This window comes from Vibrio sp. 10N.286.55.E10 (genome assembly GCF_002872555.1).
GTDB lineage: Bacteria > Pseudomonadota > Gammaproteobacteria > Enterobacterales > Vibrionaceae > Vibrio > Vibrio crassostreae.
Map to the genome: position 1 here is coordinate 339,472 of NZ_MCSD01000024.1, position 14,171 is coordinate 353,642.

The window sequence follows — 14,171 nt, forward strand, 5'->3', positions numbered from 1 at the left end:
TGTCACCTAGTAAAAGGTAATAATCAAATAGATGGTGCCCCGGGCCGGACTTGAACCGGCACAACGCGAACGTCGAGGGATTTTAAATCCCTTGTGTCTACCAATTCCACCACCAGGGCACGCAATTCTTTATTGCGATGCCGATTACTGAAAAGTAAAACACCATCTTAATGTCAAATTAATCAACATTACAAAATTTGGAGCGATACATCGGGTTCGAACCGATGACCTCAACCTTGGCAAGGTTGCGCTCTACCAACTGAGCTAGTATCGCATTTTCATTCTTATTATCTCTTAAATTATCAAACTAAGAGAAAGAATGGAGGCGCCTCCCGGAGTCGAACCGAGGTCCACGGATTTGCAATCCGCTGCATAGCCACTCTGCCAAGGCGCCTTTAATAGTGATTTAAGAGAACAACTCTTTGTTCATCACTCTACTCAAAAAGTAGAAGCAAGATAGATGGTGCCCCGGGCCGGACTTGAACCGGCACAGCGCGAACGCCGAGGGATTTTAAATCCCTTGTGTCTACCAATTCCACCACCAGGGCAACGCAATCTTGCGATGCTGATTACTGAAAAGTAAAACACCATCTCTCAGCGACCTAAGCCGTGAGAACGAGGTGTACTTTAACGGATGGAAAAAATTCGTCAACAATAAATTTTATCTTTTAATTCAAATGATTAATTATCACTCTCCAAAGAATAAATTTAGTGCAGCTTGTACGGTTCTTATACGCTGTTCTCTAATCTAACACTGCAATTTACTATCTAGGGTTAACTTTAGCGACAGCGGCAAATTTTGGTTTTTCTGTAACGAATCAAGTAAATGGTGTTTTCATGTGCTTTTCACATTCAACGACTAGAGTTTTAAGTAACTCTTATTAAGAAGTAAACACGTGAAACCACTAAAACGATATCAATATGAGCGCTATGCCGTTCTTTGTAACCTCGCCTACCCTAGAGTATTTAAGCAAACTCGCTATGGTTTTGACCCAAATGGACAACGCATCATAAAGAACCAGTTTGGCAAGACCATGATTCGAGTGCTGTGGAGCAGCGACAAAGATGAAGTGGTTGTGGTTATCAAAGGATCGCACAGCATCTCAGATTGGTTACTGACCTTTGCTCTATGGACAAGAAGCTGCAAAAGAATTGGGCTCAATTATCGTGTGCATGCTGGCTTCTATCATCTAATGTTTCAGGAAAGCCAGCCAAGTCGTAATGAAGATAAGCTTGGCTTAACCGTTATTGAACGCTTGGAAGCTACGCTCACACCTCTAATAGAGCAAGGCAAGAGAGTGTCTATTACTGGTCACTCTTCCGGTGGCGCTATCGGTTGTGTCTTCGCTGATTACTTTGATCAAAAGTACCCTAGCCGTATTAAGCGAATAGTGACTTTTGGCCAACCCGCCATTGGTGACTGGAGCTTTCGAAAGCACTATCGTTTGGGTAAGAAGACCTACCGAATCTGCTGTGATATCGACATCGTAACCTTCATGCCTCCAGTTCCTTTGCTCTATTGGCATGTAGGCAAAGTGCTTTGGCTCTATAACGGGCGCATCTACGAGAACACACCGACATTAATCCGTCTTGGTCGCTCTATCTTTAGTTGGTTGATTAGGCCTTTCTCTTACCATTTGATGAGTAAGTATATTCGTAACAAAGATTTCTTTGATAAACATTGAAAAGGGGACGTTGGAAGCTTTTAGCGAGGCCAGAAACGAAAAAACCAGCCACGAGGACTGGTTTTTTCTAAATGATGGAGGCGCCTCCCGGAGTCGAACCGAGGTCCACGGATTTGCAATCCGCTGCATAGCCACTCTGCCAAGGCGCCTTCAATAGTGTTTTAAGAGAACAACTCTTTTGAACATTACCCAAAAAGGTAACAATCAAATAGATGGTGCCCCGGGCCGGACTTGAACCGGCACAACGCGAACGTCGAGGGATTTTAAATCCCTTGTGTCTACCAATTCCACCACCAGGGCACGCAATTCTTTATTGCGATGCCGATTACTGAAAAGTAAAACACCATCTTAATGTCAAAATGAATCAACATTACAAAATTTGGAGCGATACATCGGGTTCGAACCGATGACCTCAACCTTGGCAAGGTTGCGCTCTACCAACTGAGCTAGTATCGCATTTCATTCTTAATATCTCTTAACTTATCAAACTAAGAGAAAGAATGGAGGCGCCTCCCGGAGTCGAACCGAGGTCCACGGATTTGCAATCCGCTGCATAGCCACTCTGCCAAGGCGCCTTTTTAATTCAACACATTAGGGACTTAAGTAAGCCGCACCGCTGTGTTCGGGTGCCTACTTTACGGATTAAGGGGAGATAGTCAAACAAAAAAGTGAATTTAAATTCCGTTTGCTGACATTTAAATCAAATTGCTGCATGTTCGATCTCTTCTATCAAAAAACACACAGCAAAATGGATTTAAATTAGATGTTCTAGCGCTACCACTTCTTCATGAAACGACCGACAAGACTCGGATGATACGCCCAGCAGTGGTCAAACATCGTCATAAGTTGAGGGTTACCATACTTAGAAAGACTAACCGCGTGGAAACGGTTTTTGTGTTCTTTCAACTTTTCAACTTGAGCAATCATTTCTTCAGATTGTTTCGGTGCAATGAAATCCGAAAGTACGATTAAATCGGCATTTTTGTATTTATCACCCGTCATCAAGTCAATCGATTTCATGAGAACAGGTTCTAGATCCGTACCGCCATGGAATGAGTAACTTAAGAAGTCGCTCGCTTCACGAAGGCCATCTTGCCTTGTTAACTCATAGGTAATCTGCTCAGAAGAGAACAGAATCACGTAACAATCTCTCTCTTCCGCAAGAGCAATTTGCATTAAGGCATAAGCCATAGCTTTGGCAGACTGCTCAGGGAATCCACTCATAGAGCCCGAAGCGTCCACACAGACGATAAACGGACCCTTTTCAATATCGATGTTCTTGCTATCTGGCTTTTGCGCTTTCACTTTACGTAACGTGCGTGATTTACCTTGCGAGCGATAGTTCAGTAAACGCTTGTCGGCCAAGTGCTTGTAAAAGATAACCTCAAGTTCAGGGTAAGCTAGAAACATAGTTTCGTTTGGCAGCATCTTGTTGAGGTCATCACTTTCGTGAATCCCAACAATATCATCGACCGCTTCATCGCTTTTCTCTTCAACCATCTGCAATTCTTCTACAGAGGCTTTGTGTAGCGAAGGATCATCTTCCTCGCCAGCCATACGGCCTAGCTTTTCAGCGATCTCTTGCAAGCCCTTGTGCTTATTCAAGAACTCAGCATGACGTTTCATGATGGTAAGGTCTGTTTTGCTTAACTTGGCAGATGCCATGTCCCACAAGCGCCCTACACTGCCTTCATCACCCGACTCCGTCACTTTGTCCATGTTTTTCATGGTTTCCATGCGCTGATAAAGATCGGCTAAGACTTTTTCTTTGCTTGTTTCGAGCTCGGTTACTTGAGCTTGTTTGATCGCATCAGAAAGAGATTGGTACCATTGGTCGCAAAAGTAGTGTGGAAACATCGCGTTATAAACGCCTTTGTTGTTTTCCATCAAGCGTCTTGCTTGTAGGTAGAACGCGGAGTGCCACTCCAGTTTTTTGATGACACTATCAATCTCATCAAAGAATTGCGGTTCATCCCAGTAAATCACTTCTTGGTAAAGGGCGATTTCCTCTTGGAATCGATCAGTTTCACACACTTTAGTGACGCGTTTTTTAACTTTACCGCGCCATTTCACTAAGTGGTTTTTCACTGATGTTTTCACGCCTTTGTTCTCTGCAGCCATCATGACTTGAGAGCGAGCAATGAGATCATTCATCGCGGTATCAATGATTCCTGAATCAGCCACCATCAAAGCGAGGTTTAAGCCGTCTGCTCCTAACATATGCTCTCCCCTTACTCGAAGTACTGGCTCATAAACTTAATACGCTGAGCAATCTTGCTGCTCTTCACTTTCGTGGTTTCAAGATCTTGCGTGACCGCTTGCAAACTTGCTTCCATCGCTTTCGGCAAGTCAGGGTCAATATAGTTGTGAGGCAACGCATCATGGAATTCAGTACGAACACGCTTTAACTTGAATTCCGCTTCGGTTAACTGTTCTAGCGCTCTTTCAGCACCACTTAACCACTTGTTATACAGTTCTTGGTCCAAACCATCTGTGGTAACAACGCTCACCAAGACAGAGCGATTGGCAATGTCTTTAATCACTAATTGGTTCGATGCATCCAAGTCGAGTTTTAAACGGCATAGGTTTTTATTTTCGTTTACGTAACCGTAAATATCGCCGTGACCTTCTTTAAGAACACGATCAAAATCGTCTTTGGCTACGTAGACCCAACGGCTATCGCCTTTCTCAGATTCAGACACCGACATGTTGCTTTGCAGCATAACCAGTTTCACTAGATTGTATGCACTGCCTACGCTGTACATTTTCGCGTTCTTGATATCATTCTGGTAAACGTCTTTTCGCAACAAGCCGCTGGTTGATTCCATAGAGAGCGAAACTGATAGCGTCGATTCAACATCGTCTTGAATCTCTTCTAACTCTTCACGAGACATCTCGATTTGAGCTTTCGATTCTTGTTGATCAAACGCTCGGTTCAATGCAAAGTCTTTCACCACGCTACGAACTACATCGCGCGATTCAGGGCTATGCCATAAACAATCCTGCAGAAGCATGATATCTAGCGGGTTCACGCTATCGCGACCACTGAAGAACGCACTCGCTTTCAATAGTTTAACGGCCTTCTTCCAGCGTCTATCTGATACATACAAGTCTGACTCTGATGCTGAGCCTTGCTTCTTAACCGTCTCTTCAAGCATGGTTTTCAGTTCATACAGCTTGTTAAACGAGTTATCGGTCAGCTCTAGCTTGTCGAGCTCTTTCTGCCATTGATGGTACTCAATGTCAGTGATCGCCAAACCTTTTGGAATCACAGCTTCTTGAGAAGTACCCGTTGTCAGCATTGATTTGAAATTTTGTTTGTTTTGAATACGGTTAACAAACACGCGAACCAACATACGGTCATAAAGGGCTTCTAGGCCGCTGTCTTCATCTGGAAGTTCATTAGATGCAGAAACCAACAAGCGCATAGGTACGCGTTCAATGTCGCTGCCGTTCTTAAATGTTTTTTCGTTCACTACAGTAAGCAGGGTGTTTAGGATTGCAGGGCCGGCTTTCCAGATCTCATCAAGGAATACAACTTGTGCTGTTGGTAGGTAACCTTCGGTCAGTCTTACATAACGACCGTTGTCTTTTAATTCTTGGATACTTAGCGGGCCGAACACTTCCTCGGGCGTAGAGAAACGTGTCATCAAATATTCAAAATAACTACTGTTGTCAAAAGCCTGAATAAGACGTTTTGCGATAAGGCTTTTTGCAATGCCCGGAGGGCCTAATAGAAACACGCTTTCACCAGCCAATGCAGCCAGTAAACATAGCTTAATCGTGTCTTCTCTTTCATAGACACCATCAGAGAGAGCATGCGCTAATTTATTGATTCTTTCAGAGAGTAGCGCCTTGTCAGCATGTGAAGAAATAGAAGGGTTCATGCGTTACTCCGAAAATCTTTGAACAATTGAGAGTGTAGATATGTTTTTATACATTTGTTAGCACTTTGTTACAAGTGTATTTTATTATTGAGTTGCATTTATATCAGATGGTTACGTCGGTAATTTTGGCGCAATCATAGATTCCAATTATGAGAGTAACATCACGAACGGCGTGAAACTAAATCTATTGCTAACCCTAATTTTTCTTTTATTTTCGACACCATAGACGTTATGGTGGTGCACGTCTTCCGTTATACGAAAAATTGGCAAGGAATGTGGCCAGACTGCATGAGTAAAGTTATCCATAAATGGAAAAGTATTTCTCTCATAGAAGAGAACGTGACGCTCCCTACGAACGTCGTGGTAAAACATACAACAATAAACCACCCTGGCGCGGCAGTTATTCTTCCTATCACTTCGTCTGGAAAAATCATCCTCATTAACCAATTCCGCCCTTCTCTTAAGAAATGGCTTTTGGAACTACCTGCAGGCACGATGGAAATTGATGAGTCACCTCTTCAATGTGCCCAGCGTGAATTGGAAGAAGAAACCGGTTACAGCGCAACTTCCTTTCAAAGCTTGGGGCAAGTCACTCCTTTGGCTGGCTTCTGTGATGAAATACAGTATCTGTTTGTCGCAAAAGACTTAAGCCTCACTACCCGCTTTGAATGTGATGAAGATGAAGTCATAGAAGTGATCGAACTGAGCTTAGAAGAACTGCAAGATAAAATACGACACGATCAAATCACCGATACAAAAACTATCGCTTGTTTAAGTAAAGCCCAACTCTGCGGCTACCTATAACACTCTAGGAGAGAAACATGGACTTTCGTTCTGATACCGTAACTAAACCCTCACAAGCTATGCGCGATGTAATGGCAAGCGCAGAAGTCGGTGATGATGTATATGGTGATGACCCAACAGTAAACGAGCTTGAGCAGTGGGCAGCCAACGAAACTGGCTTTGAAGCCGCTATGTTCACCTCTTCAGGTACGCAAGCCAACCTACTCGGCCTAATGGCGCACTGTGAGCGTGGTGATGAATACCTATGTGGTCAACAGGCGCACAACTACAAATACGAAGCCGGTGGCGCGGCGGTATTGGGCTCGATTCAACCTCAACCAATCGAGAACAACCCAGACGGCACTTTAGATTTTAAAAAGCTTGCTGCTGCTATTAAACCTGACGACAGCCACTTTGCTCGTACTAAGCTTCTTAGTTTAGAAAACACGATCAATGGCAAAGTACTGCCAATGTCTTACCTAGCGGAAGCTCGTGAGTTCGTAAACCAACACGGTTTGCAAATGCACTTAGACGGCGCACGCGTATACAATGCGGCAGTCGCTCTCGACGTTGACATTAAAGAGATCGCACAACACTTCGATTCGATGACGATTTGTTTATCGAAAGGTTTAGGTGCTCCGATTGGCTCTCTACTACTTGGTAGTAAAGAGTACATCGCTAAAGCACGTCGACTACGTAAAATGGTTGGTGGCGGTATGCGTCAAGCAGGCATTCTTGCTGCAGCAGGTAAAATGGCACTGACTGAGAACGTTGCTCAACTTAAAGCTGACCACGAGAACGCGAAAAACCTAGCGATCGGCCTAAGCAAGTTAGAAGGCTTTTCTGTTAACCCTGATTTCATTCAAACTAACATTGTGTTTGCTAAGTTAGATGAGTCCGTGGATATCAACCGAATCGCTCGCGAACTGGGCAAACAAGGCATTACGATGTCTCCAGGTAACCCGGTTCGATTTGTTACTCATAGAGATATCAGCTCTGAAGACATCACTACTTTCCTAACAAAGCTAGAAAATGCACTTTAACTCTTAACGAGAAGAGCCTCTATCGCAATTAACACTAAAGCTTCCTTCGGGAAGCTTTAATTTTTCATCAAATCTGTTAGACAATTCCACAACAAAACCAGCCTTCGACACCTGTAGGTTTTCTAGAAAACACACTAGATTGACTGGAACAGAACGCAATCTCATTTTGGCCTATAAGGATACCTTCTAAGAATAATCCCTAAATTTAAGCATTCAATTAACCTTTGAGTTTGAATTTCATTAATGACTTAAAGCTTTGTCTGTTCACTAGAGGTAAATAACTTAGTAATAATAATGTCAAGCTTTTAAATACCACGCATACGGTATTTAAAACTAGAGTTAACCTCCCCTAAAAATTCGTTTAAATAACTAATTTCAATAAACAAACAGCAGATACCCCTCTCGGAAATAAAAATTTAAAATCGCTAAAATCAACTTATAAATTAAGTTTTCAAATTAGCCTCCCCGTTAATAACACTGTAACTATTGTGGTGACAACGGCCCATCAAAAAACTCAATACACTCGACGTAGACCATACTTCTATTTTTATCAATTAAATAAAAATCGCTCGTCAACTCAAACATTGGGGAAAACTCCACTATCTAATTGAATATAGTATTATTATCCAATTATTTAATCTCTTCGGTTCAGATTAAAATCATACTAAAACTCATACTTCTCTTAAATAATAAACTTTTTTTACTACTTCACCATTTTTTAAAGCACATATAGTTTTCACAGTTAAGCAACAAGTTACATTCAACCGTTGAGAGGTGAGATTATGGTTAAAGCATTTCGAATTCTTCATAACTTAATCGTCTCAGCGTTAATTTTCAGTCTGTCACTTTCATTATATGCCAGTGCTAATAGCTTAACGTTAGGAATTAGCGGTCAGATCAAAGACCGATGCGAAATAAACTTCTTTTCTGGCAACATTATGAATTTTACGGAACACCGTGATGTGCAATCGTTACCTTTTAATATTTATTGTAACCGTCCGTTGGGTATAACGATCAACTCAAAATATGGAGGCTTAAAATATCAACATCAAGGGGTTGATATTATTGAAAGTTACAATTTGTCATTACAAATAGACGAAATTCGTCTTCATGAAAGTAGGCACAGTAGCCAACTTACTTCACCAGTAATGATAGACAGTTCTGGTGTTATTCCGTTCTCTCAACAGGGGAATCTTAGGGTAGCACTCGAAAATAGCTTGCATTACGCAGGTTATTATCAAGACGTTATTGAGATCGAAGTTTACCCTTCGATTCATAGCGTAACAAAGTGAAAACTCTGCAATGTATCTGCAGAACAACATACGCTCAGCAGTATTCGAGCCAATCATTTAAGATAAAGGAATTTCTAATGAAAAAGCTAACACTCTACGCAGCAACAGTCACAGCTATTTTTGGCGCTCAAGTCCAAGCCGCTCCAGGTGATGTACAGTTAGTTGGATTTGTTTCACCTGTATGTGAGGTTACTGGTCTTTCAACGCAACTTATGGACTTTGGTAACGTATCTCAAATTCAAAACCTTTCTGTTAGTGGTCTTAACATGAAGTGTAATGACGTCGATGGTGCAACTGTGACACTGACAAGTGCTGAAGGTGGTCTAGAGTCAGATGATAGCGAAGACTACGCTCTTACATACGATGCAACATTTAATCCTTCAGGCTTAGCTCCGTTCACGCTTAATGCACCAGGGGGCCCAGGTCTAAATGACGTTTCAGTCAGTAATTCTTATGGCGGTTCTGGCGCATTAGCGACAGGTGTTGCCGCATCTATTGATATTGTGACGACAGAAACCTCCCCATGGGCAGGTGGCTACTCAGATACATTAACCGTAAATATCACCTCAAATTAGAGGTTAATAAGTCGGGGGCTATTATTTGGCCTCCGACTTAATCTTAGCCTCAATCTCAACGACGTAAGTTTAATTTGGAGCTTATCGCTATGTATCAATGGATCATACATAAATGGACCGTTCTGTTTTTATTGTCGTTCACTTGTTTGTCCGCTCATGCGTTCAAAGTAGAACCGATGTCTATGGAAATGACGCCGCTTGGCAAAAGAGCTCAAATGACCATGAGGGTTGAGAATTCTTCTCAAGAACCGCTCACGGTTGAGTTGTCTCCGGTATATATGACAATGGACAAATATGGCAAAGAGACCACCACTCCTGCTGATGACGAGCTACTAGTTATTCCAGTGACCGCGATTATTGAACCTGGACGATCACAATCTATTATGGTGCGCTATTTAGGCGATCCTTCCATCACAGAATCTAAAGCGTATCGAATTGCTGTTAAGCAAGTACAAGTTCAAAGAGCAAGCAGCAACCAAGGACAAGTAAGTCTGTTACTGCAATTTAATACGCTTATTAACGTCCGACCTCAGAACACAGCTTCTCAGCTAGAAATTAAAAGTATCGAACAGAATACCAAAAACAACAAATGGGTTCTTGAAGTACTTAACAGTGGTAATAGCTACGGTCGATTAACAAATACAACATGGAAGATATCTGATGGTAAAAATTCGACATATTTAAAAGGCGTAGAAATCGCTAAGCGTATTCCTGGAACTTTAGTCCTTCCCTACTCCACTCGTTTTTTTGAAATGCTGCCTCTTAAAAATTACAACGTGAATAACCTATCGATTGAAATAGAGCAGGATCAATAGCAATGAGACGTGATATTTGGGGGGCGCTAATTTATTGCTTTCTGTGTGCACAAGCGTTTGGCATAACACTGTTTCCAACCGTCATTGAGCTCAACACAGATCACAGAGCAACGTCGCAACTAGTTGTGACTAACAACTCAACACAAGCTCTCCCACTTGAAGCTAACGTTCGTCGATTAAAATTCTTATCTGATGGTACATTCGAGACATCTGATCTAGCGAGTGAAGAGATGTTTGTGTTTCCACCAGCGGCGATGTTGGCCCCCGGAGAACGTCAAGTATTCCGTATACAATGGTTGGGAAAGAGAACACTCGAAACCTCTCAAAGTTATTTCATTCGTTTCAGTACCGTGAATATTGGACAGAACAACGCGAGAACAGATAAACCCATCGGTTTAACAACCGGTATCAACTTACAAGTTCACTACAATGCGTTGCTGCACATTCACTCATCGTCGTTAGAGCCTGACGTGAAATTGCGCATAGATGAGCAAGGCAAGCTAACACTCACTAATTCAGGATCGCGATTTACCTACACATCGTTACTTCATTTTGCGGGGCTCGAATCTCAGAGCCAAAAAGTACATGAGGCTTTAGGTGAGCAGTTTATTCCACCACGCTCCATTATTACTTTGCCTTCTTCTTTAAATTACTTACCAGTGGGCACTTATCATGGGCATGAAAACTGAACCCTATCACAAGATGTGGCAAATTTTGTATGTCTTGGGATTAGTACTTTTTTATTGTGCCGCCTTAAGTCCTACTGCTTGGGGCCAAGAAATGGTCTTAAACCCAACAGGACGAGATATTCAACTTACCTCGTTGCTAAGGATAAGTGACACCATACTTGGGGAAGCGGACATTATCATTACCGCAAACAACGAAATTTTGTTACCTAAGGAAAGTACACTCTCCCTCCTTTCGTCCGTCGTAACTCAGGAGGGCATTGGGAAGCTCAATGATACGACTGACGATGAGATGCTGTCACAGAACGACTTCGAGAGCGTAGGACTGGGGCTGAGTTTCGATTTCTCATCATTAGAATGTATCGTGACAGTACCGCCTGAATTTGGCTTAACCCAGCAATTGTCTATGGACGGCGCAGATGATTTTTATAACTATGCTGAACCAAGCCTGTTTAGTGGGTACATTAATTTTGCCCTTTCTGCCAATGAGAGCCAATATGTCGATCAAAACTCATCAAGACAGGATCTTTATCGCAGCCAATTCGATTCAGCACTTAACATTGGTTTTCTAAACTTTGAGTATGAATCCTATCTAGAAAACAGCTCATCACAAGATTCACGATACGTAAGAGAAGGATCTCGTCTTAATATTGACTTTGCCGAACAAGGAACACGACTTGTGCTCGGCGATATGTACAACAGTGGTCAATCTTTTCAGGACAGCACAGACATACTTGGTATTGGTTTAACTCGAGATTTTACGCTCATTCCAACCAGAAATGCACGACCACGAGCCAATCAATCATTCACGCTTCAAAGAGCATCAAATGTCGATGTCTATATTGATGGGATCGCAGTCCAAAGATTAACTCTAGGCGCAGGTAGCTATAACCTTAGTGATATCCCCCTTGCACAAGGTAGTAATGATATTGTACTCGTCATCACCGACCGCTCCGGTAATGAAGAACGCATCGAGTTTTCTATTGCGACCGGTAACGACTTGCTCAATAGCGGTGAGTTTGAATATAGCATCATGTATGGAGCGCCTTCTGAATTACAAAATGGACAACTAGAGTACCTAACCGACGAGCGCATTTTCCATGGTTATATTGATGTGGGTATTAGTCCTTGGTTAACGTTAGGTACGAACTTTCAAACCCGTGAAGATCTTTATCAATATGGTGCCACTGCGTTACTCGCTTCTACATGGGGCGTCACTGAACTCACTGCTTCTCTTAGCGAACACCCTACATTTGGAACTGGCGACGCTTACAAATTTGCGTTCGATGCGGAGTTTTCCAATACGAACACGCTGTCCCCACAACTGAGTTTCAGTTATGAATATCTGGCCAACAATTTTACTGGGGTTTCAGGATTTGATGCTTCCGATATCGATATCAACTTAACCACTCATTATGTCTCTGCATTCAGCTCCATTTATCTTGGCAAGTCCTTACGTGCCGCCATGACGCTCAATTATCGTTCAGGAGTAGACAAAGAGAACGATTATTGGCTGATTAGCCCGAGTTTATCGGACGGACTGTTTGATACACCCGCCACCTGGAGCGCACGCGTTAACTATCGGAACAACGCAACCGAAGACGATGATATCAGCACTACAGTCACCGTTAGCTGGCCTCTTAGTCGACAAACTCGTGTCGTCGGTCGATACACCACAGAACTCAATGAAGCCGCCTTAGATTACAGCTATCAAAATAATATTGGTAACACAGGCGGGATATCAGCGTTTGCGAGTGTCATTAATAACGAAGAAACGGATGCCGATATGGATGCCGGAATTAACTACACGGCAAACCGCTATGAATTAAATGCAACCCACGCTTCGCGGCTTGAAGACATTAGTGGTGAAACACGAAACCACAGTACTGACGTGACCATTAGTAGTGCCATTGCTTTTGCGGGCTCATCTGTGACGATCGGCAGACCAGTACGCGAAGCATTTGCTATTGTCAGCAAACATAAGAGCCTTAAAGAGAATGACGTGGCTATCGATCCCACAAAAGAGGGTGAGTACGCACGCGTTTATCTTAAAGGAGATGCAAGTGCCATGGTTCCTGACCTTGTTGCTTATAATGGCCAAGTAGTCAGTTACGAGGTCGATAACTTGCCACCAGGGTATGACTTAGGCGACGGCGCTTTTTGGATTAAGCCGGGTTACAAAAGGGGCTTCCAACTCCAGATTGGATCTGATGCTGTATTAACCGTTATTGGCAAGCTATTCGATCGTCAAAGTAACAACCCTATTTCACTTGTCGCTGGCGTAGCACATTACCTTGGTGAGGCAAAACAGTTGCCAATTGACTTCTTTACAAATCGTAACGGCATATTTGCAATCTCTGGGTTAAAGCCAGGTAAATATCAATTAGTACTAGACACTAAAGAACAAGAGTCAGTCATCATTTCCCTCAGTGAACGCAGTAACAACTTGATAAGACTAGGAGATGTGTATGTCGAATAAACAAGTACTTTGGGGATCCTTGTTCCTCATAGCCATAAACCATGTACCTTCGGCATTGGCATGTGAAGCTAGTGCGTTGACTATTCAATCCGTCTCATCGAAATCACAATATGATGTTTTCAGCGCAGGCACATTCGCAACAATAAACACTTACCGTATAGATGCGAACATAATTGGCGAACCCTGCAACTTAAGCTTAATTTTGCAGCTTAACGATACAAGCCGCTCGTTAAAAGGGTCAAACCAAGACAAACTCAACTTTGAGTGGAGTGGACAGATCGGTATGCCAGTGGCTAATCAATGGCACTTATCATTAACCGACAGCCAACCTTCGGCAACGATACAAATGCGATTTCCGAGCAAACAATGGTTAGCATCAGGAACCTATCGGGGGTTATTGGAAGTCTCGCCGTCTTATACATCAAATAGTCAACAAATAGAAATTAGCCCTAGTTCCATCCCAGTATCGGTTACCGTTCCTCCTGCTGCGAAAATTCATTTTTATGGATTAACCCAACAACATTATGACCTTGATCTAGGAACCTTATACTCAAACAAGGTTATTCGTTCTGCACCTAACCTATGGGTTCAAAGCAATACAGCTTATACCATCGTATTGGAATCATCCCACCAAGGAATGCTGCGTCATGAATCTAATGAGACCAAATGGGACATTCCATATCAATTGTCCCTCGATAGCGACAGAGTAAATCTTGAGCAACTGGATGCAAGGATTCAACGTCTTTCCGCTACGATTGGTCAACCTATTCCTTTGAATTTTGTCATTGGTGAAACAGAGAACAAACCAGGAGGTCAATATGACGATACATTACAAATTTCTATTGAACCCCGACTTTCACAGCAACCGTAATTATGCAATTATGTAAAAATTAAGCCGGAGAGCTCAATTTTATAAAACACAACGT

At 42.6% G+C, this 14,171-nt stretch carries 11 protein-coding genes and 8 tRNA genes; 9 read left to right on the forward strand and 10 right to left on the reverse strand.

From position 1 onward, the window contains the following. Positions 1 to 32: 32 nt before the first annotated feature. The 4 genes from BCV39_RS15395 to BCV39_RS15410 form a co-directional block, all read right to left on the reverse strand. Positions 33 to 119 (reverse strand) — tRNA-Leu (locus tag BCV39_RS15395). A 79-nt stretch (positions 120 to 198) separates the two neighbouring features. After that, a tRNA-Gly gene (locus BCV39_RS15400) sits at positions 199 to 274 on the reverse strand. Positions 275 to 320: 46 nt separating this feature from the next. Beyond that, positions 321 to 394: transfer RNA gene (locus BCV39_RS15405), tRNA-Cys, on the reverse strand. Positions 395 to 461: 67 nt separating this feature from the next. Beyond that, positions 462 to 548, reverse strand: a tRNA-Leu gene (locus tag BCV39_RS15410). A gap of 348 nt (positions 549 to 896) precedes the next feature. Between BCV39_RS15410 and BCV39_RS15415 the strand changes: the two genes are divergently transcribed. Next, positions 897 to 1,685: a lipase gene (locus BCV39_RS15415; protein ID WP_102433455.1), complete on the forward strand. Its 789-nt coding sequence runs from the start codon at positions 897 to 899 to the stop codon at positions 1,683 to 1,685. Between the two features lie 75 nt (positions 1,686 to 1,760). On the opposite strand, the gene BCV39_RS15420 is transcribed toward BCV39_RS15415, so the two are convergent. The 6 genes from BCV39_RS15420 to BCV39_RS15445 form a co-directional block, all read right to left on the reverse strand. Further along, positions 1,761 to 1,834: transfer RNA gene (locus tag BCV39_RS15420), tRNA-Cys, on the reverse strand. Positions 1,835 to 1,898: 64 nt separating this feature from the next. After that, a tRNA-Leu gene (locus BCV39_RS15425) sits at positions 1,899 to 1,985 on the reverse strand. Between the two features lie 80 nt (positions 1,986 to 2,065). Then, positions 2,066 to 2,141: transfer RNA gene (locus BCV39_RS15430), tRNA-Gly, on the reverse strand. Positions 2,142 to 2,186: 45 nt separating this feature from the next. After that, positions 2,187 to 2,260, reverse strand: a tRNA-Cys gene (locus tag BCV39_RS15435). A gap of 199 nt (positions 2,261 to 2,459) precedes the next feature. Then, a complete protein-coding gene (gene viaA / locus BCV39_RS15440) occupies positions 2,460 to 3,905 on the reverse strand; it encodes an ATPase RavA stimulator ViaA (RefSeq protein WP_102431563.1) in 1,446 nt (481 codons plus the stop codon). 11 nt (positions 3,906 to 3,916) lie between these two features. After that, positions 3,917 to 5,572 carry an ATPase RavA domain-containing protein gene (locus BCV39_RS15445; RefSeq protein ID WP_050634205.1) on the reverse strand — a complete coding sequence of 552 codons (1,656 nt, stop codon included), beginning with the start codon at positions 5,570 to 5,572 and terminating at the stop codon, positions 3,917 to 3,919. Between the two features lie 288 nt (positions 5,573 to 5,860). Here BCV39_RS15445 and BCV39_RS15450 point away from each other — a divergent pair, with 288 nt between their 5' ends. The 8 genes from BCV39_RS15450 (at position 5,861) to BCV39_RS15485 (ending at position 14,116) form a co-directional block, all read left to right on the forward strand. Next, positions 5,861 to 6,376 carry an NUDIX hydrolase gene (locus BCV39_RS15450; RefSeq protein WP_102431564.1) on the forward strand — a complete coding sequence of 172 codons (516 nt, stop codon included), beginning with the start codon at positions 5,861 to 5,863 and terminating at the stop codon, positions 6,374 to 6,376. 17 nt (positions 6,377 to 6,393) lie between these two features. Next, positions 6,394 to 7,398: a low-specificity L-threonine aldolase gene (gene ltaE, locus BCV39_RS15455; protein WP_102431565.1), complete on the forward strand. Its 1,005-nt coding sequence runs from the start codon at positions 6,394 to 6,396 to the stop codon at positions 7,396 to 7,398. Positions 7,399 to 8,165: 767 nt separating this feature from the next. Next, entirely contained in the window at positions 8,166 to 8,690 is a 525-nt protein-coding gene (locus BCV39_RS15460; protein WP_230682276.1) for a hypothetical protein, read from the forward strand. A 77-nt stretch (positions 8,691 to 8,767) separates the two neighbouring features. Then, positions 8,768 to 9,265 (forward strand): hypothetical protein, encoded by a 498-nt coding sequence (locus BCV39_RS15465; protein ID WP_017080976.1) that lies wholly within the window; start codon positions 8,768 to 8,770, stop codon positions 9,263 to 9,265. An 89-nt stretch (positions 9,266 to 9,354) separates the two neighbouring features. Then, positions 9,355 to 10,080, forward strand: a complete 726-nt coding sequence (locus BCV39_RS15470) for a molecular chaperone (RefSeq protein WP_048668843.1) — start codon at positions 9,355 to 9,357, stop codon at positions 10,078 to 10,080. 2 nt (positions 10,081 to 10,082) lie between these two features. Then, positions 10,083 to 10,769 (forward strand): fimbria/pilus periplasmic chaperone, encoded by a 687-nt coding sequence (locus BCV39_RS15475; RefSeq protein ID WP_102431746.1) that lies wholly within the window; start codon positions 10,083 to 10,085, stop codon positions 10,767 to 10,769. Beyond that, the gene (locus BCV39_RS15480) at positions 10,753 to 13,245 is read left to right on the forward strand and encodes a fimbria/pilus outer membrane usher protein (protein ID WP_241902280.1); all 2,493 of its coding nucleotides are present in this window, start codon (positions 10,753 to 10,755) and stop codon (positions 13,243 to 13,245) included. Before BCV39_RS15475 ends, BCV39_RS15480 begins: the two co-directional genes overlap by 17 nt. Further along, positions 13,235 to 14,116: a hypothetical protein gene (locus tag BCV39_RS15485; RefSeq protein WP_102431745.1), complete on the forward strand. Its 882-nt coding sequence runs from the start codon at positions 13,235 to 13,237 to the stop codon at positions 14,114 to 14,116. Before BCV39_RS15480 ends, BCV39_RS15485 begins: the two co-directional genes overlap by 11 nt. The last annotated feature ends 55 nt before the right edge of the window (positions 14,117 to 14,171 follow it).

Bases quoted from the DNA above. Each gene is read 5' to 3' on its own strand.
- BCV39_RS15465 (WP_017080976.1), top strand. From the start codon at position 8,768: ATGAAAAAGCTAACACTCTACGCAGCAACAGTCACAGCTATTTTTGGC.
- BCV39_RS15445 (WP_050634205.1), bottom strand. From the start codon at position 5,572: ATGAACCCTTCTATTTCTTCACATGCTGACAAGGCGCTACTCTCTGAA.
- BCV39_RS15485 (WP_102431745.1), top strand. From the start codon at position 13,235: ATGTCGAATAAACAAGTACTTTGGGGATCCTTGTTCCTCATAGCCATA.
- BCV39_RS15480 (WP_241902280.1), top strand. From the start codon at position 10,753: ATGGGCATGAAAACTGAACCCTATCACAAGATGTGGCAAATTTTGTAT.
- BCV39_RS15475 (WP_102431746.1), top strand. From the start codon at position 10,083: ATGAGACGTGATATTTGGGGGGCGCTAATTTATTGCTTTCTGTGTGCA.
- viaA (WP_102431563.1), bottom strand. From the start codon at position 3,905: ATGTTAGGAGCAGACGGCTTAAACCTCGCTTTGATGGTGGCTGATTCA.
- ltaE (WP_102431565.1), top strand. From the start codon at position 6,394: ATGGACTTTCGTTCTGATACCGTAACTAAACCCTCACAAGCTATGCGC.
- BCV39_RS15470 (WP_048668843.1), top strand. From the start codon at position 9,355: ATGTATCAATGGATCATACATAAATGGACCGTTCTGTTTTTATTGTCG.
- BCV39_RS15450 (WP_102431564.1), top strand. From the start codon at position 5,861: ATGAGTAAAGTTATCCATAAATGGAAAAGTATTTCTCTCATAGAAGAG.